General features: G+C 75.1%; 19 protein-coding genes. 10 read left to right on the top strand and 9 right to left on the bottom strand.

All coding sequences use genetic code 11. The features are described from left to right. The first annotated feature begins 88 nt into the window (after positions 1–88). Entirely contained in the window at positions 89–856 is a 768-nt protein-coding gene (locus ACQFYA_RS13430; RefSeq protein WP_499124964.1) for an SDR family NAD(P)-dependent oxidoreductase, read from the top strand. A 69-nt stretch (positions 857–925) separates the two neighbouring features. Here the strand turns inward: ACQFYA_RS13430 and ACQFYA_RS13425 are convergent, their stop codons facing one another. The 3 genes from ACQFYA_RS13425 to ACQFYA_RS13415 are packed head-to-tail and all read right to left on the bottom strand — an operon-like array spanning position 926 to position 2,622. Next, positions 926–1,432: an SRPBCC family protein gene (locus tag ACQFYA_RS13425; protein ID WP_499124963.1), complete on the bottom strand. Its 507-nt coding sequence runs from the start codon at positions 1,430–1,432 to the stop codon at positions 926–928. Continuing rightward, entirely contained in the window at positions 1,429–1,794 is a 366-nt protein-coding gene (locus ACQFYA_RS13420; protein ID WP_499124960.1) for an ArsR/SmtB family transcription factor, read from the bottom strand. Before ACQFYA_RS13420 ends, ACQFYA_RS13425 begins: the two co-directional genes overlap by 4 nt. A gap of 30 nt (positions 1,795–1,824) precedes the next feature. Further along, complete coding sequence (locus ACQFYA_RS13415; RefSeq protein ID WP_499124958.1) at positions 1,825–2,622, bottom strand: DUF2599 domain-containing protein; 798 nt, start codon at positions 2,620–2,622, stop codon at positions 1,825–1,827. 90 nt (positions 2,623–2,712) lie between these two features. Here ACQFYA_RS13415 and ACQFYA_RS13410 point away from each other — a divergent pair, with 90 nt between their 5' ends. Continuing rightward, positions 2,713–3,585: a siderophore-interacting protein gene (locus ACQFYA_RS13410; protein WP_499124956.1), complete on the top strand. Its 873-nt coding sequence runs from the start codon at positions 2,713–2,715 to the stop codon at positions 3,583–3,585. An 18-nt stretch (positions 3,586–3,603) separates the two neighbouring features. Here the strand turns inward: ACQFYA_RS13410 and ACQFYA_RS13405 are convergent, their stop codons facing one another. The 3 genes from ACQFYA_RS13405 to ACQFYA_RS13395 form a co-directional block, all read right to left on the bottom strand. Next, positions 3,604–4,743, bottom strand: a complete 1,140-nt coding sequence (locus ACQFYA_RS13405; protein ID WP_499124953.1) for a M24 family metallopeptidase — start codon at positions 4,741–4,743, stop codon at positions 3,604–3,606. 40 nt (positions 4,744–4,783) lie between these two features. Further along, on the bottom strand, positions 4,784–5,707 hold the full coding sequence (locus ACQFYA_RS13400) for an NADP-dependent oxidoreductase (RefSeq protein ID WP_499124951.1): 924 nt from the start codon (positions 5,705–5,707) through the stop codon (positions 4,784–4,786). 68 nt (positions 5,708–5,775) lie between these two features. Then, complete coding sequence (locus ACQFYA_RS13395; RefSeq protein WP_499124949.1) at positions 5,776–6,999, bottom strand: amidohydrolase; 1,224 nt, start codon at positions 6,997–6,999, stop codon at positions 5,776–5,778. Between the two features lie 109 nt (positions 7,000–7,108). Here ACQFYA_RS13395 and ACQFYA_RS13390 point away from each other — a divergent pair, with 109 nt between their 5' ends. From ACQFYA_RS13390 to ACQFYA_RS13380, 3 genes are all read left to right on the top strand, one after another. After that, positions 7,109–7,753, top strand: coding sequence for a GntR family transcriptional regulator (locus ACQFYA_RS13390; protein ID WP_499124946.1), 645 nt, complete (start codon positions 7,109–7,111; stop codon positions 7,751–7,753). Positions 7,754–7,836: 83 nt separating this feature from the next. After that, the gene (locus ACQFYA_RS13385; RefSeq protein ID WP_499124943.1) at positions 7,837–8,631 is read left to right on the top strand and encodes a hypothetical protein; all 795 of its coding nucleotides are present in this window, start codon (positions 7,837–7,839) and stop codon (positions 8,629–8,631) included. Next, the gene (locus ACQFYA_RS13380) at positions 8,631–9,293 is read left to right on the top strand and encodes a class F sortase (protein ID WP_499124942.1); all 663 of its coding nucleotides are present in this window, start codon (positions 8,631–8,633) and stop codon (positions 9,291–9,293) included. The genes ACQFYA_RS13385 and ACQFYA_RS13380 overlap by 1 nt, the downstream gene beginning before the upstream one ends. Positions 9,294–9,305: 12 nt before the next feature. Here ACQFYA_RS13380 and ACQFYA_RS13375 read toward each other — a convergent pair whose 3' ends face one another. Then, the gene (locus ACQFYA_RS13375) at positions 9,306–11,888 is read right to left on the bottom strand and encodes an ATP-dependent DNA ligase (protein WP_499124938.1); all 2,583 of its coding nucleotides are present in this window, start codon (positions 11,886–11,888) and stop codon (positions 9,306–9,308) included. A 111-nt stretch (positions 11,889–11,999) separates the two neighbouring features. Between ACQFYA_RS13375 and ACQFYA_RS13370 the strand changes: the two genes are divergently transcribed. Further along, on the top strand, positions 12,000–12,299 hold the full coding sequence (locus ACQFYA_RS13370; RefSeq protein WP_499124937.1) for a hypothetical protein: 300 nt from the start codon (positions 12,000–12,002) through the stop codon (positions 12,297–12,299). A 16-nt stretch (positions 12,300–12,315) separates the two neighbouring features. Here ACQFYA_RS13370 and ACQFYA_RS13365 read toward each other — a convergent pair whose 3' ends face one another. Beyond that, a complete protein-coding gene (locus ACQFYA_RS13365; protein WP_499124934.1) occupies positions 12,316–12,861 on the bottom strand; it encodes a DUF402 domain-containing protein in 546 nt (181 codons plus the stop codon). Between the two features lie 152 nt (positions 12,862–13,013). Here ACQFYA_RS13365 and ACQFYA_RS13360 point away from each other — a divergent pair, with 152 nt between their 5' ends. The 4 genes from ACQFYA_RS13360 to ACQFYA_RS13345 are packed head-to-tail and all read left to right on the top strand — an operon-like array spanning position 13,014 to position 14,697. Continuing rightward, a complete protein-coding gene (locus ACQFYA_RS13360) occupies positions 13,014–13,352 on the top strand; it encodes a YciI family protein (RefSeq protein WP_499124931.1) in 339 nt (112 codons plus the stop codon). Positions 13,353–13,382: 30 nt separating this feature from the next. Beyond that, on the top strand, positions 13,383–14,159 hold the full coding sequence (locus ACQFYA_RS13355; protein ID WP_499124928.1) for an SDR family NAD(P)-dependent oxidoreductase: 777 nt from the start codon (positions 13,383–13,385) through the stop codon (positions 14,157–14,159). Positions 14,160–14,197: 38 nt separating this feature from the next. Next, complete coding sequence (locus ACQFYA_RS13350; protein ID WP_499124925.1) at positions 14,198–14,479, top strand: glutaredoxin family protein; 282 nt, start codon at positions 14,198–14,200, stop codon at positions 14,477–14,479. Beyond that, on the top strand, positions 14,476–14,697 hold the full coding sequence (locus ACQFYA_RS13345) for an SCO4848 family membrane protein (RefSeq protein WP_499124923.1): 222 nt from the start codon (positions 14,476–14,478) through the stop codon (positions 14,695–14,697). Before ACQFYA_RS13350 ends, ACQFYA_RS13345 begins: the two co-directional genes overlap by 4 nt. Before the next feature lie 16 nt (positions 14,698–14,713). Here the strand turns inward: ACQFYA_RS13345 and ACQFYA_RS13340 are convergent, their stop codons facing one another. After that, positions 14,714–15,016 carry a hypothetical protein gene (locus tag ACQFYA_RS13340; protein ID WP_499124921.1) on the bottom strand — a complete coding sequence of 101 codons (303 nt, stop codon included), beginning with the start codon at positions 15,014–15,016 and terminating at the stop codon, positions 14,714–14,716. Positions 15,017–15,052 lie beyond the last annotated feature (36 nt).

Here is a 15,052-nt window from a genome sequence, read left to right as displayed (position 1 = left end):
CGTCGGGGCGGTCGTCGTCCCTCCGAGCGTCGTCTCGCGTCATCCGCGTCCCCGCCCGCCGGGGCGTGGTGCGAAGGAGAGAACGGACATGGCGGTCGAAGGCGGTTTCGGGGGCAGGGTGGCGCTCGTCACGGGCGGCGGCTCGGGCATCGGCGAGGCGGTGAGCAAGGAGCTCGCGGCGCACGGCGCCAAGGTGGTCGTGACGGACATCCGGCTCGACGCCGCGCAGCGCGTGGCCGACGAGATCACGGCGTCGGGCGGCGAGGCCGCCGCGTTCGAGCAGAACACGGCGGTGAAGGAGGACTCGGTCAGGGCGGTCGAGTTCGCGAAGGAGACGTTCGGCGGGATCCACTACGCCGTGAACAACGCGGGCATCGGCGGCAAGCAGGCCCCCGCGGGCGAGACGGACCTGGACGACTGGGACCGCGTCATCGACATCAACCTGAACGGCGTCCTCTACGGGATGCGGGCGCAGATCCCGGCGATGCTCGAGCAGGGCGCGGGCGAGAGCGCCATCGTCAACATGGCGTCGATCCACGGCACGGTCGCGGCGATCGACAACGGCGCGTACACGGCGGCCAAGCACGGCGTCGTCGGCATCACGAAGAACGCCGCCGCCGAGTACGGCCCGCAGGGGCTGCGCATCAACGCCGTCGGCCCCGGCTACATCAAGACCCCGCTGGTGGAGGCGAGCCTGTCTCCCGAGGTGCGCGAGGGCCTGGAGCGCAAGCACGTGCTCGGCCGCCTCGGCACGGCCGAGGAGGTCGCCAGCGTGGTGCGCTTCCTGCTGTCGGACGACGCGTCGTTCGTCACCGGCGCCTACTGGCTGGTCGACGGCGGCTACACCGCGCTCTGAGCGGCCGGTCGCACGACGCGGCCCCGCCCGGTCTCGTGCCGGGCGGGGCCGTCGTCGTTCCCGGGTGTCTCAGCCGGCGGCGAGCCCCGCGGCGAGCTCGTCGACGAGGTCGAAGCCCTCCTGCAGCCCGCCCTCCATGCCCGACTCGACGATCGCGTCCCGGACCTCGCGGCTGGGCGCGCGCGTGACGAGCGTGAGCGTGGTGGCGCCGTCCTCCTCGACGAACTCGTAGGTGTTCACGGTGGCCGCGGCGTCGCCGTCGGGCATCCCCTCGAAGACCTCGGTGTGCACCAGGCGCTCGGGGGGAACCACCTCCGTGAACTCGCCGTGGAAGGCGACCTCGAAGCCGCCCTCGGCCTGCATGACGTAGCGGTACGCGCCGCCCGGCCGCGGGTCGATCTCGACGCTCGTGACCGTGCCGCGCTGCCCCGCCCACCAGCGGGCGATGAGGTCGGGCTCGGTGAACACGCGCCAGACGGCGGCCGCGGGGGCGGCGAACCGGCGGACGACCTGGATGTCCGTGTCGTTCGGCAGCGTCAGGACGGCGCTGCCCTTGGGTGCGGTGGTGCTGGTCATGGTCGTTCTCCTCGTTGATCCGGTCTCGCTTCCGGTGACTCGCCCATCTCGTCGAGCAGCTCGTCGATGAGGTCGAATCGCTCCTCCCACAGCCGCTGGTACCGGCCGACCCATGCGTGGATCTCCTGCAGGGGCCGGGCGTCCGCACGGTAGAGGCGACGACGTCCGTCGTCGCGGACCTCGACCAGCCCGACCTCGCGCAGCACCTTCAGGTGCTTGGAGACCACGGGCTGGGCGACGTGGAGCAGCTCGACGAGATCGCTGACGCTGCGCTCCTGCTGCGCCAAGGCGTCGAGGATCTCGCGGCGCCGGGGCTCGGCCACCGCGTTGAACGCGTCCGTCGTCGTCGCTGCACGTGCCACAGGACAAACATATGCCTATATCGGAATGTGTCAAGGGGTGGGGTTGCAGCGGGCCGCCATGGTCGCGACGAGGCCGACGTCCGGCCGCCACGGCTCGAGGTTCCACGTGGCCTTGTCTCGCGCCCCGATCGCGTGGCACTCGAGCTGGTCGTGCATCGTCGGGACGTCCACCTCGGGGTCGGCCGCCACCAGCTCCGCCCAGACGAGGTCGACGCCGCCCTGCCCCGCGTCGCGGGCCCAGGCGGTGGGCGTGACGGCGAGCGAGCGGCCGCCCTCGCGGTCGCCCCAGTCGGTCCCCGCGACGGCGGCGGTTCCGAGCGTCGTCGCCACCTCGTCGCGGTCGGCCGCGCCCGCGGCGGCTCGGACCTCGAGGTGCGTGTCGTCGACCGCGACGAGCCGCGCGCCCCGCGGGGCGGAGAGCCCGCCGACCGGGGCGCCGCCCTCGCGCACCGTGACGCTGCCGTCGGTGTGGGGCTCGAACGTCCCGCCCGAGGCCAGCGCGATCCCCGGCGGGCCGGCGAACCCGGCGGCGTCCTCGTCGAGGGCCGCGGTGTCGATCGTCACGGTCGCGGTGGACGCGTCGGGTCCGGGGGAGACGTGCGCCCGGGGATCGTCGACCGCCGTTCCGGGCGTCGTCACCTCCAGCGCGACGTCGCCCGCCGTGACGGCGACCCGCAGCGGCGCGCTCGCGGTGGCGGTGGGTGTGGCGGTGGATGTGGCGGCGGGAGTCGGGCTCGACGACGTGCACCCGCCGAGGGCCAGGAGGGCGGCGATCGCGAGGGCCGCGCGCGCCGGGGCGGGCGGCGGCGTCGAGGGGCGGAGGTGCACGTGCCCAGTGTCCGCCACGCTGGGGTCCCGGTCCCTTCGGACCTGGACAGGGCCTGGTCTTCGAAGTGAGGTTCGCCTAACCTCACTTCCGTGAGCACCTACAGCCCGCGCAAGCCGGTGGACCCGCACGTCCTCCCCGCCGAGGTCGTCACGACCAAGCAGGTGAGCCCGCACCTGCGCCGGGTCACCCTCGGCATCGACGACATCGACCGCCTCACACTCGTCGGCGACGACCAGTGGTTCCGGCTGTTCCTGCCGCGCCCGGGGCAGGACGCGCTGCGCCTGCCCACCCGCACCTCCAACCTCGGCTGGTACGCGCAGTACCTCGCGACGCTCCGGTCCCGCCGCCCGCTGGTGCGCAACTACACGATCCGCGCCGCGCGACCCGAGCTGCGGGAGATCGACGTCGACTTCGTGCTGCACGGCCACGACGAGGCTCTGGAGGGAGCCCACGGCGGGGCCGACGCGCGCGTCGGTCCCGGCGCCGGCTTCGCGCTCCGCGCCAGGCCGGGCGACCAGGTCGGCATCCTCGACCAGGGCGCGTACCACCGGCCGCGCGCCGAGTGCGCCTGGACGCTGCTCGTCGCGGACGAGAGCGGCCTGCCCGCCGTGGCCGGGATCTGCGAGTCGCTCCCCGACGACGCGCGCGGCGTCGCCGTCGTCGAGGTGCCCACCGCCGACGACCGCCAGGACTTCCGCGTGCCCGACGGCGTGGACCTGCGCTGGGTGGAGCGGGACCGGGCGGCGTCCGGCGACCCGGCGCTGGGCGAGGTGGCCGGACGCGCCGCGCTCGCGTCCGTCCGCGAGGCCGACCTCCCCGCCGGACCGGGGTACGCGCTGGTCGCCGGGGAGCAGGCGCTCGCCGCCGGTGTCCGTCGGCACCTCGTGGACGACCGGCAGTGGTCGAAGGCGCACGTGGACTTCGTCGGGTACTGGCGGCACGGCAGGGCGTCGCCGAGCTGAGCCGCGGGCCCGGCCGGGCTACGCGACCACGACCACCTCGTGCGGCGAGGTGTTGAGCCGCACCGCGGCGTCGGGGGCGTCGGCCAGGCCGGGCACCCCGGCCGGGAAGGCCACGACGATGTCCTCGATCCGCACGCCGAAGTCGCCGGGCAGGTAGATCCCCGGCTCGACGGAGAAGCACATCCCCGCCTCGATCGGCGTGCCCTCGCCCTCGACCATGTACGGCGGCTCGTGCGTCGTCAGGCCGATCCCGTGGCCGGTGCGGTGCACGAAGAACTCCCCGTACCCGGCGTCGGCGATGACGGCGCGGGACGCGCGGTCGACGTCCTGGCACGCGGCGCCCGGCCGGACGGCGTCGAACCCGGCCTGCTGGGCGGCGCGCACGACGTCGTGCACCTCGCGCTCGCGGGCGGTGGGCTCGCCGACGTGCACGGTGCGGGTCGTGTCGGAGCCGTAGCCGTCGGCCAGCCCGCCGAAGTCCATGACCACCATGTCGCCGTCGCGGATCACGCGGTCGCCGGCCTCGTGGTGGGGGTCGGCGCCGTTCTCGCCCGCGCACACGAGGGTGAAGTCCACCTGCTCGTGCCCGTGGGAGCGCAGCAGGGCGTCGAGGTCGGCCGCGACGTCGCGCTCGCGCCGGCCCTCGAACCGGCCCGTGACGATCTCCGCGAAGACGGCGTCGGCGCCCGCGCCGGCCGCGGCGAGCCGGGCGACCTCCGCGGGGGACTTGGCGGCGCGCAGCATCGGCAGCACGGTGGTCACGGCCGCGTACGACGACGCGGGCAGCGTGCGCTGCAGCCCCAGCACGTGCAGCGCCCACGCCGCGTCGCTGATGGCGTACCGGCCGTCCGGCCGCAGCAGGCCCGCGGCCACGGCGTGCTCGTCCTCGCCGTCCGACCAGGCGACCGCCTCGATGCCGCCGACGGCGCCCACCTCGAGGTCGTGCGCCTCGAGCCTCGGGACCACGGCGACGGCGTCCCCGTCCGCGGGGATGGCGAGCAGTGTGAGCCGCTCGGTGTCCGCGGACGGGGTGTAGCCGAGGAAGTACCGCAGGTCGGGGCCGGGGGTGACGAGCACCCCGGCGAGGCCGGCGCTCGCCGCCTGCTCGGCGGCGCGGCGGCGGCGGTCGGCGTACACGGTGGGGGAGAAGGGCGTCATGTGCCCAGCGTGCCGCGTGACCACCCCGTCTGCAGCACGGTCAGACGCGCACCACGATCTTGCCGCGCCCGTGCCGGGTCTCGCTGGCGCGGTGCGCGTCGGCCGTGTCGGCGAGGTCGAAGACCTGCCCGACCTCGACCGTGACCTGGCCGTCGTCGATGAGCGCACCGAGGGCCTCGAGGTCCGCGCTCGAGGGCCGCACCCAGACGTACTGCCCGCCGTGCTCGGTCCGGGCCGTCGCGTCCGCGATGGACGTCATCGTGCCGCCGGGGGCGAGCAGCTGCGCGCTGGCGGTGACGGCGTCGCCGCCGACATAGTCGAGGGCGACGTCGACCCCCTCGGGGGCCAGTGCCCGCACGCGCTCGACCAGGCCGTCGCCGTACGCCACGGGCTCGGCCCCGAGGCCGCGCAGGAAGTCGTGGTTGGTCTCGCTCGCGGTGCCGATCACGCGGGCGCCCAGGCTCCGGGCGATCTGCACCGCGAACGCGCCGACGCCGCCGGCCGCCGCGTGCACGAGCACCGTCTGGCCCTCGCGGACGCCGGAGCGCAGGATCGACTGGTAGGCCGTGAGCCCGGCCAAGGGCACGGCCGCGGCCTCCTCGAAGCTCAGCGACGCGGGCTTGCGGGCCAGGGTCCGCACCGGCGCCGCCACGAGCTCGGCGAACGTGCCGCCGTGCACCCAGTCCTTGCGCACGTAGCCGTAGACCTCGTCGCCCACCTGGAACTCGGGGGTGTCGAGGCCGACCTGCTCGACGACGCCCGCCACGTCCCAGCCCGGGATCACCGGGAACTGGGTGTCGAGCACGCCCTCGAGGTAGCCCTGACGGACCACCCAGTCGACCGGGTTGACGGACGCGGCGCGCACGCGCACCACGACCACGTCGGCCCCGGGGTGCGGGTCGGGCTGCTCGGTGAGCTCGAGGACGTCGGCTCCGCCGAAGGCGCTGTAGGTGATGGCTCGCATAGCGCGCACAACACGAGCGGGCCCGCGAGTCTTCCCGGGAGCGCCCTCCTGGGCCGGCTGCGCCCTGCTCAGACCAGGACCTCGCCGTCGCGGGCGACCACCCGGCCGCCCGCGACGACGAGCGCGCGCCGCGGTGCGCGGACGACGGCGTCGGGCACGTTCTCGGCGTCCACGAGCACGACGTCGGCCGGGGAGCCCGGCACGAGATCGTGCACCGGCCTGCCCACGAACCGCGCCGCGTCGGACGACGCGACGCGCGCCGCCGTGACGAGGTCCTCGTCGTGCCGGAAGCCCGACAGGCGTGCGAGCTGCGTGGTCAGGGTCAGGAGGTCGCCCGTGCCGTACGGGGACCACAGGTCGCGGATGCCGTCGGTGCCGAGGCCGACGTCGACGCCGGCGTCCCGCAGCGCGTGCAGCGGCAGCGGGACCGCGCCGATCGGCGCGACGGTGGTCATGGTGATGCCGGCCTCGCCCATCGCGGTGACGAGGTCCGCCTGCCGGCTCGGCGGCAGCTGGCCGACGGCGAAACCGTGCGCCACGTTGACCCTGCCCTGCAGGCCCGCGCGCAGGGTGCGCTCGATCATCAGCTCGATCTGGAAGGCGCCCAGCTCGCCGCCGTCGTGCAGGTGCACGTCGACCCCCACGCCGTGGCGCTCGGCGATGCCGAACAGCCCGTCGAGCTGACGCACGGGGTCGCGGTCGATCGACGCCGGGTCGAGGCCGCCGACGTGCTCCGCGCCCGCGGCGGCCGCCTGCTCGAGCAGCTCGAGGACGCCCGGTCGCCGCAGCACGCCGTCCTGCGGGAACGCGACGATCTCCACGTGCACGGCGCCGCCCAGCGCGGCGGCCGCCTCGCGCACCACCTCGATGCCCCGCAGCCCCACGCCGAGGTCGACGTCCACGTGCGAGCGCACCGCCGTCGTGCCGGTCCGGACGGACTCGCGCAGCACCGCGAGCGTGACGTCCACGCCGGGGATGCCGAGCTCGTCGCGGTGCGCGCGCTCGTGCGCGATGCGGCCCTGGGTGCCGCCCTCGCCGCCGTAGCTCACCCACGGCTTGCCCCACCAGGACTTGTCGACGTGCGCGTGCGCGTTGACGAGGCCGGGCAGCGCGAGCAGGCCCTTCCCGTCGACGACGCCGTCGGTCGAGGGGTCGGTCGAGGGGTCCGTGGCGGCGGCCGGGTCGTGCGGGACGACGGCGGTGATCGCGCCGTCCGCGACGTGCAGGTCGGCCGCGGGTCCGCCCCAGGGGCGCACGTTCCGGATCGTCGACACGCGGGGGCTGGTGGTCATGCTGCGTCCTCCTCGAACGGGACGACCGTCTGCGGCCGTCCGGCGATCTCGCGACTTCCGGTGAGATGGTATGCCATTTTGGCGTCCGGTCGGCTGGCAGGATGAGCGCATGTCCTCCGAGCTCTCGGCGCCCTTCGAGCCCGAGTCCGTGCGGGTGGCCCGCGTCGTCCGCGAGCAGATCGTCGACGGCACGCGGGGGCCGGGCAGCCGGCTGGTCGAGCGCGACCTGGCCGCGGAGCTCGGCGTGAGCCGCATCCCGGTGCGCGACGCGCTCCGCACGCTCGTGGCGGAGGGCCTGGTGACCCCGCGCCCCCGCACCTGGGCCGTGGTGCGGGAGTTCACCGACGCCGACGTCGCCCAGCTGCACGAGGTGCGGGAGGCGACCGAGCCGCTGCAGTTCCGGCTGGCCGCCCGGCGTCGCACCGCCGAACAGCTCGACGCGGTCGCCGACGCCTGGGAGCGGGAGGACGCGGCGGCGCGGACCGGCGACGCCCCCGCCGCGCGGCGCGCGGCGGCCGACTTCCACGAGCGGGTGGTGGACGCGGCGGGCAACCCCGTCCTCGCCGAGCTGCACGTCGTCACGGCCAGCCGCGTGCGCTGGCTCCTGGGCCAGCACACCGACCTCGTCGGCATGGCGGACGAGCACCGCGCCCTGCTGGAAGCCGTCCGGGACGGGGACGAGGAGACCGCCGCGTCGCTGGCGCGCGAGCACCTCCGCACGAGCCGGGCGGCCGCCTCCGCACGGCAGCCCTGAGGTCGCACCCATCCGGACCTGCACCGGTGCCGAACCTTCCGTGGGCCGTGGACGTCGCGGCCCGCGACGAAGGGAACACGATCATGAAGGCACGTACACGAGCCGCACTGTCAGCCCCTGCCCTCGCACTCGTCGGTCTCCTGGCCGTCGCCGGCCCCGCGTCGGCCGACGACGGGACGGCTCAGGGCGACCTCACGCCGGTGCCGCTGAACGGCGTCGACGGCGGAGGTGACGCGATGGTCTGGGTCGACGGGACCACCGTCACCGTGGAGTTCGCCGCCAGCGGTCTGCTCGCGGGCAGCCCGCACGCGGCCCACCTGCACTTCGGTGCCGACGCCAAGAACCAGTGCCCCGTCGAGGGCGACGACGCCGACGGCTCCGGCACCATCACCACCAGCGAGGGCATCCCCTCGTACGGCTCCGTCCAGGTCTCGTTGACCACGAAGGGCGACACGTCGGCCGACTCGGCGCTCGCGGTCGACCGGTTCGACACCGCGAAGGGTGGCGACATCGACTACGAGCGCGGCTCGATCGACGTCTCGCAGGACGTCGCGGAGGCGATCGTCGACGGCGACGTCGCGCTCGTCGTGCACGGTGTCGACTACGACGGCAGCGGCCAGTACGACGGCGACGCGAAGTCCGACCTCGACCCGTCCCTGCCCGCCGAGGCCACCGACCCGGCGCTGTGCGGGATCCTCAGCGCCTCGCAGATGGACGAGATGCCCGCCGGCGGGGTACAGACCGGCACGGGCTCCGCCGCGGGCGTCGAGCACGCCGGCCTGATCGCCGCGGGCGGCGGCGCTCTGCTCGCCGGTGCCGCGCTCCTCGCGCGTCGTCGGCCCGCCCGCCGTCAGGCGTCCGAGGACCAGGACTCCTGATGGTCGGCCGGCGCACGACCGTCGTCGTCGCCGCCGGGCTGCTGCTCGGCGGCGGGGCGGCGGTCGGCGTCGGGCTCGCCACGCAGGAGCAGCCTCCGGCGCCGGTGACCGCCGTGGCGACGCCGTCGTCCGACGCCGCCCCGCGACCGAGCGCGAGCGCGACGCCCGGGGCCACCCGCACGACCCCGCCCACGGCGATGCCGGCGGACGCCGCCGCCGCCCCTCCGGCGCGGGTCCGTATCCCCGCCATCGACGTCGACTCCCGGCTGCTGCACCTCGGGCTGAACGACGACGGCACGGTGGCGGTGCCTGCGGGCGACGACATCGACAAGGCCGCCTGGTTCGACGGGTCGCCGCGCCCCGGGGACGTCGGGCCGGCGGTCCTCGAAGGGCACGTCGACAGCCCGAACGGGGAGTCCGTCTTCTACCACCTGTCCGAGCTGGAGCCCGGTGAGAAGGTCCACGTCGACCGCAAGGACGGCTCGACGGTCACCTTCGTCGTCGACAGGGTCGAGGCCTACGACAAGGACGAGTTCCCCACCCGCACCGTCTACGCCAACACCGAGGGGCCCGAGCTGCGCCTGATCACCTGCGGTGGCGCCTGGAACCCCGACATCGGGCACTACGAGGACAACACGGTCGTGTACGCGCACGAGGCGTGACCGCGGCCGGCGTCAGCCCTCGACGACGACGTCCTCGGGGCGCTTGTCGTCGCGCCACCCGCGCCACACGGAGTGCCGCAGCCGCGGGCCCTCGTCGTCGGCCCGGTCCGTGCCGGCGGCGTCCCCGGCGAGGTCGGTCGCGTCGCCCGTCCAGTCGCCGTACCCCACCTCGGCCACGTGCTCCGGCGCGGCCCAGCGCGCGTGCACGGCCTCGGCCCGGGGCACACCGTCCAGCGGGGCGTCGTCGACCGGCCGCAGCCGGCGGACCACCTGTCGGCGGTCGGCCTCCTTGAACCCGGTGCCCACCTTGCCCACGTACCGCAGGGTGCCGTCGTCGTCGGGCACCGCCAGCAGCAGCGACCCGGCGACGCGCGCGTCCTCCCGGCCCGTGCCGGCGTGCAGCGGCCGCCAGCCCACGACCACCACCTCCTGGGTGCGGGCGTGCTTGATCTTCAGCCAGTCGCGCGAGCGGCGGCCTGGCGTGTACGCGGACCCGCGCCGCTTGGCCACCACGCCCTCGAGGCGCATGAGGCGCGAGGTCTCGAGCGCCTCGTCGAGGTCGCCGTCCAGGGCGTCCGGCACGTGCACCGGGCGGCGGGGCGTCACGACCCGCGTCAGCTCGGCGCGGCGCTGCTCGTACCGTCGGTCGGCCACCGACCGACCGGCGACGACCAGCGCGTCGAACAGCACCAGGTCGACCCCGACCTTGCGGCGCGCCTTCTCGACGTCGCGCGGCCGGGCGAGGTTCGCGCGCTGCTGCAGGCGGTGGAACGACGGTCGCCCGGCTGCGTCGAGGGCGACGATCTCGCCGTCGAGCACGAGCGGCAGGTCGTCCGCCGCGACCATGCCCCCCAGCGCCTGCAGCTCCGGGAACGTCACCGTGAGGTCCTGGCCCGAGCGGGACGTGAGGCGCACCCGCGCGGGCTCGCCGCCCTCGGACCGGTCGGCGGGATCGGGCGCGTCCACCTGGACCACCGCGCGGAACCCGTCCCACTTGACCTCGAACGCCCAGTCGTCGGGGTGGAGGCGGGCCAGCTCCGCGGGCGGCGCGGTGGAGGCGAGCATCGGTCGTGGCGCCTCCGCGGGGACCTCGCGACGCGGCTCGCGGCTCGCGGCAGCGGTCGTCGTCGTGTCGTCGGGCTCGCCGACGGGCGCGTCGTCGTCGCCCGGCTGGGCCTTGGTGCGGTGGATCAGCCACGAGTTGTCGTCGTCCCCGCCGCGCCCGCCGGTGCGGATGAGGGCGAGCCGGCGCGAGCCGCGCCGCTCGCTGTGCAGGGTGACGATGACCTCGCCCTCGCGCCACTTCTCCAGGTCGTAGGTGCCGGCGTCCCAGATGGTCACCTCCCCGCCGCCGTACTCGCCCGCCGGGATGGTGCCCTCGAACGAGCCGTACTCGAGCGGGTGGTCCTCCGTCTGCACCGCCAGGTGGTTCTGCTCCGGGTCGGTGGGCTCGCCCCGCGGCAGCGCCCAGCTCACGAGCACCCCCTCGTGCTCGAGCCGGAAGTCCCAGTGCAGCCGGCGGGCGTGGTGCTCCTGGACGACGAACGTCGGGTCCCCGTCCCGGGCGGGCGGGGACGCCGGGCCGAACGGCTCCGGCGTCCGGTCGGGGTCGCGCTTGGCGCGGTAGGTCTCGAGCCGCTCGGCCGGGGTGCGCTCGAACGTGGCCATCCGCTCCGGCGTCGGCTCGAGCTGCGCGAGGTGCCCGGCCGCCAGCGGCTCCAGGAGGTCGCCGTCGCGCTCCAGCCGCTCGAGCACCTCCTGGAAGCCCAGGTGGCGCAGGCCGGGGTCGTCGAGCTCCGCCCACGTGCGCGGGGCGGCGACCGTCGGCTCGTCGCGACCCCGCAGCGAGTACGGCGCGATGGTCGTCTTGGCGCCGTTGTTCTGCGACCAGTCCACGAGCACCTTGCCCGCGCGCAGGGACTTCTTCATGTCGCTGACGACGAGGTCGGGGTGCTCCGACTCCAGGTGGCGCGCGAGCTCGTGCGCCACCGCGGACACGGCGTCGGCGGTGAGCGATTCGTCGTGACCGGTGAGCGCCGCGTACAGGTGGATGCCCTTGGAGCCGCTGGTCACCGGCAGCGGGTCGAGGTCCATGCCGCGCAGGATGTCGCGCGCCAGGCGCGCCACCTCGGCGCACTCGGCCAGGCCCGCACCGGGCCCGGGGTCGAGGTCCAGCACCAGCCGGTCGGGCGGCATCGGCGTGCCCGTGCGGCCGAACCGCCACTGCGGCACGTGGATCTCCAGGGTCGCCGTCTGCCCGAGCCAGGTGAGGGTGGCCAGGTCGTCGACCAGCACGTAGTCGTTGGTCGAGCTGCGGTGCCGGATCGTGCGGCGCGGCACCCACGCCGGCGTCGACGCGTCCAGGTTCTTCTGGAAGAACATCTGCCCGTCGACGCCGTCCGGCCACCGCTTGCGCGTGGCGGGCCGGTGCGACGCGTGCCGCAGCAGCGCAGGCGCCACCTGAGCGAGGTACTGCAGCACCTCGCCCTTCGTCGTCCCCGTGGCCGGGTAGTACACCTTCTCGAGGTTGGTCAGCTGCAGGCGTCGGCCCTCGACCGTGACGGTCTGCGGGGGGCTCGACGACGGGCGTGCCATGCGCACATCGTCGCGCGCGACGCCGTCGTGCGCGCCCCGGGTGACCTGCGGGCCCGTTCGTCGACCTCCCGAGCGGCTGCGGGGGCGGCAGGACCGAGCCACACTGTGGCGATGACCGGTCAGGCGTTCCCCGTCACTCCGGCGGCGACTCCGCCGGCCGCCCGGACGAGGAGCGGCTGGAGGGCGGTGCTGCTGTCGTGGTGGCTGTGGGGCGCCGCGCTGGTCGCTCTGGTGGTCTCGCCGGCGCTCGCCCTGAGCACCCTCGTCCTCGGGCTGGTCGTGGCGGGGCTGGGCGCTGTCGTCCGGACGAGGCGGGGTGCGGCCGCCGTCTGCGCGGCGGGCCTGGGACTCGTCGTCGGCTCGTTGCCCTACATGGCGCTCGTCGTCGCGCAGGTGCTCGGCCGGGGATAGTCGACGGCCGCCCCACTCACCCCCGGAATGGACGCCCGGCGCCGGCGATCGCGTCCGCCCGCTCGAGCCAGGCTCGGTAGTGGCTGCCGAAGGGCTCGACGCCGTCGCGCAGGGCCGCCGTCAGCCACGCGGCCGACGCCTCGGCGCGCCCGACGACGTCCGCCGGGTAGCCGTACCGCACCTGGTGGAGGGCGAACTCGTCCTCGTCGTCGACGTAGACGGACATGTCGTCCCGGACGCGGCAGGCGTCGAGGTCGAGGTCCACCATCGTCACCTCGTCCGGCCCGGACCAGGTCGGCGGGGTGGCGACGTCGCAGTACGCGTCGAGGCGAGCCGGCGCCGCCTGGAACTCGGCCGTCCACCAGGCCTCGCGGGGGAACAGCATGACGCGCGCCTCCTCGGCCGCGAAGACCCCGAGCTTCTCGCCCTTGTCGTAGACCGTTCCGACCGGAGCGCCGAGCCACACCCCGAACTCGTCCTCGCCCAGCCGTCTCATGGAGTAGTGCCAGTGCAGGCTGCCGTCGAACTTGCGCCACACGACCCGGACCTCGTCGTCTCCCATCGCGCGAGGCTATCGGTGGCGCGTGGCAACCGTCTCGTCGCGACGCCGGCGGAGACCTGGGGGAGGCGCCGATGACTTCTGCCGGCGGGCGCGGTCCATCGATCCACGAGCGAGGCCGACCCGAGGCCGCCGCCGACACCTGGAGGTCTGTGATGACCCGCTACCTGATCTCGTTCGACGACGGCGCGATGACGTTCCCCGAGGAGGACCTGCCCGCCGTGGGCAGGGCCGCGCACGCGGTGATGCAGGCGGCGCAGGAGGCCGGCGTCTGGGTCTTCGGCGGCGGGCTGGAGCGCCAGCGGGCGTCCGTCGTGGCGACCGACGGCACCGTGTCCGACGGCCCGTTCCCGGAGACGAAGGCCGTGGTCGGCGGGTTCTCGATCGTCGACGTGCCGTCCCGCGAGGAGGCGCTGCGGTGGGCGGCACGGTTCGCCGAGGCCTGCCGCTGCGCCCAGGAGGTCCGGGAGATCCTGCCGGACGCCGACGTCTGAGCCGGTCGTCCGGATGACAGAGTGTGGCGCGTGACGGACTCCTACCTCTCCTCCCTGTTCTCCCTCGACGGCCGCGTCGCCCTCGTCACCGGCGGCAGCTCCGGCATCGGCCGGGCGATCGCCGGGGCGCTCGCCCGCGCCGGCGCGCGCGTCGTCGTGGTCGCCCGCCGCGAGGCCGAGCTGGACGCGACGGTCGCGGAGCTGCGAGCCGAGGGCTGCACCGCGGACCGCGTCAGCGCCGACCTGGGCTCGCGCGCCGGCGTGCGGGCCGCCGCCGACCAGGCGGCCGCAATCTTCGGGGAGCCCGACGTCGTGGTCAGCTCCGCGGGCATCAACCTGCGCCCGCCGCTGAGCGAGACGGAAGACGCCACCTGGGACGCGACGATGGCGGTCAACCTGGAGGCGCCCTACCTGCTGGGGCAGCGCTTCGGCCCGGGCATGGCCGAGCGCGGCTTCGGCCGGCTGATCCACGTGTCCTCGCAGCAGGCGCACCGGGCGTTCGTCCAGTCGGGCGTGTACGGGGTGTCGAAGGGCGGGCTCGAGTCGCTGGCGCGGTCCCAGGCGGAGGCCTGGTCCCCGCGCGGCGTCACCGCGAACACGCTGGTGCCGGGCTTCGTCCTCACCCCGCTCAACGCCCGCCTGCAGTCCGACCCCGCCCGGGTCGAGGCGCTCGCGGCCCGCACGATGGTCGGTCGCAACGGCCTGGCCGACGACTTCGCGGGCGCCGCCGTCTTCCTGGCGAGCGCGGCCTCCGCGTACGTGACCGGCCAGGCGCTCCACGTCGACGGCGGGTTCTCGGTGCACTGATTCCCGTGCAACCGGTGCCCCGGCGTACCCTGCGGACCATGACCGACGACACCACCACGACCGACCTCCGCCGCCCCGCCACCCTCACGATGTACGGGGCGACGTGGTGCGGCGACTGCCGCCGCGCCAAGCGCGTGCTCGACACCCGCGGCGTGGAGTACGTGAACGTGGACCTCGCGGCCGACCCCACGCGGGCCGACGACGCCGAGGCGATCAGCGGCCGCAAGAACATCCCCGTGGTCGTGTTCCCCGACGGCGAGTTCTTCGTCGAGCCCACGGACGCCGAGCTCGCCGCGAAGCTGGACGCGGTCGGCCTGTGAGCCTTCCCGTCGGCTGGGCGCTCGTCCTGCTCGTGGCCGCCGTGTGGAACCTGCTGGTCTGGCCGTCGTTCTGGCGCCGCGTGACCAAGGACCCGCGCGCCCGCGACGACGCCGGCCGCCCCACCCGCTTCTACACCGTGCACGCCGTGCTGGTGGGCGTCTCGATGCTGCTCGCGCTGCTCGTCGGCGTGGTCGGGGTGCTCGGGCTCGTCGGCTGACGTCCGGCGGCGCTGCTCAGTCGAGGGCGGGGGCGACCGGGATCGCGAGGATCGCCACGAGCATGAACGCGGCGACGACCGCCCAGCCGAAGAGCGCCGCACTCAGCGCGGTGCGGAGCATGGGCAGCGATCCGGGTGGCGTCCCCAGCCCGACGCCGAGCCGCACGGCGGCCGGCACGACCAGTCCCACCACGGGCGACCACGGGCCGAGGACCAGCACACCGACGAACGGGACCATCACGCCGAGCGCCGCACCGAGCGCGACGCCGACGGCGTCGCGGACGGCCGGCGGTCGGGTGACGTCCCCCTGAAGGGTCATGGACCGATCTTGGCACGGGCGGCCGTCGAGCGAGGG

Source organism: Promicromonospora sp. Marseille-Q5078 (genome assembly GCF_050315395.1).
Lineage (GTDB): Bacteria > Actinomycetota > Actinomycetes > Actinomycetales > Cellulomonadaceae > Isoptericola.
This window is presented reverse-complemented; position numbering and strand designations above follow the sequence as displayed.

What these genes read in the sequence shown, in the direction of transcription:
- ACQFYA_RS13400 (WP_499124951.1), bottom strand. Translation starts at nt 5,707, where the DNA reads ATGCGAGCCATCACCTACAGCGCCTTCGGCGGAGCCGACGTCCTCGAG.
- ACQFYA_RS13430 (WP_499124964.1), top strand. Translation starts at nt 89, where the DNA reads ATGGCGGTCGAAGGCGGTTTCGGGGGCAGGGTGGCGCTCGTCACGGGC.
- ACQFYA_RS13390 (WP_499124946.1), top strand. Translation starts at nt 7,109, where the DNA reads ATGTCCTCCGAGCTCTCGGCGCCCTTCGAGCCCGAGTCCGTGCGGGTG.
- ACQFYA_RS13425 (WP_499124963.1), bottom strand. Translation starts at nt 1,432, where the DNA reads ATGACCAGCACCACCGCACCCAAGGGCAGCGCCGTCCTGACGCTGCCG.
- ACQFYA_RS13405 (WP_499124953.1), bottom strand. Translation starts at nt 4,743, where the DNA reads ATGACGCCCTTCTCCCCCACCGTGTACGCCGACCGCCGCCGCCGCGCC.
- ACQFYA_RS13365 (WP_499124934.1), bottom strand. Translation starts at nt 12,861, where the DNA reads ATGGGAGACGACGAGGTCCGGGTCGTGTGGCGCAAGTTCGACGGCAGC.
- ACQFYA_RS13340 (WP_499124921.1), bottom strand. Translation starts at nt 15,016, where the DNA reads ATGACCCTTCAGGGGGACGTCACCCGACCGCCGGCCGTCCGCGACGCC.
- ACQFYA_RS13395 (WP_499124949.1), bottom strand. Translation starts at nt 6,999, where the DNA reads ATGACCACCAGCCCCCGCGTGTCGACGATCCGGAACGTGCGCCCCTGG.
- ACQFYA_RS13380 (WP_499124942.1), top strand. Translation starts at nt 8,631, where the DNA reads ATGGTCGGCCGGCGCACGACCGTCGTCGTCGCCGCCGGGCTGCTGCTC.
- ACQFYA_RS13385 (WP_499124943.1), top strand. Translation starts at nt 7,837, where the DNA reads ATGAAGGCACGTACACGAGCCGCACTGTCAGCCCCTGCCCTCGCACTC.
- ACQFYA_RS13370 (WP_499124937.1), top strand. Translation starts at nt 12,000, where the DNA reads ATGACCGGTCAGGCGTTCCCCGTCACTCCGGCGGCGACTCCGCCGGCC.
- ACQFYA_RS13360 (WP_499124931.1), top strand. Translation starts at nt 13,014, where the DNA reads ATGACCCGCTACCTGATCTCGTTCGACGACGGCGCGATGACGTTCCCC.
- ACQFYA_RS13375 (WP_499124938.1), bottom strand. Translation starts at nt 11,888, where the DNA reads ATGGCACGCCCGTCGTCGAGCCCCCCGCAGACCGTCACGGTCGAGGGC.
- ACQFYA_RS13350 (WP_499124925.1), top strand. Translation starts at nt 14,198, where the DNA reads ATGACCGACGACACCACCACGACCGACCTCCGCCGCCCCGCCACCCTC.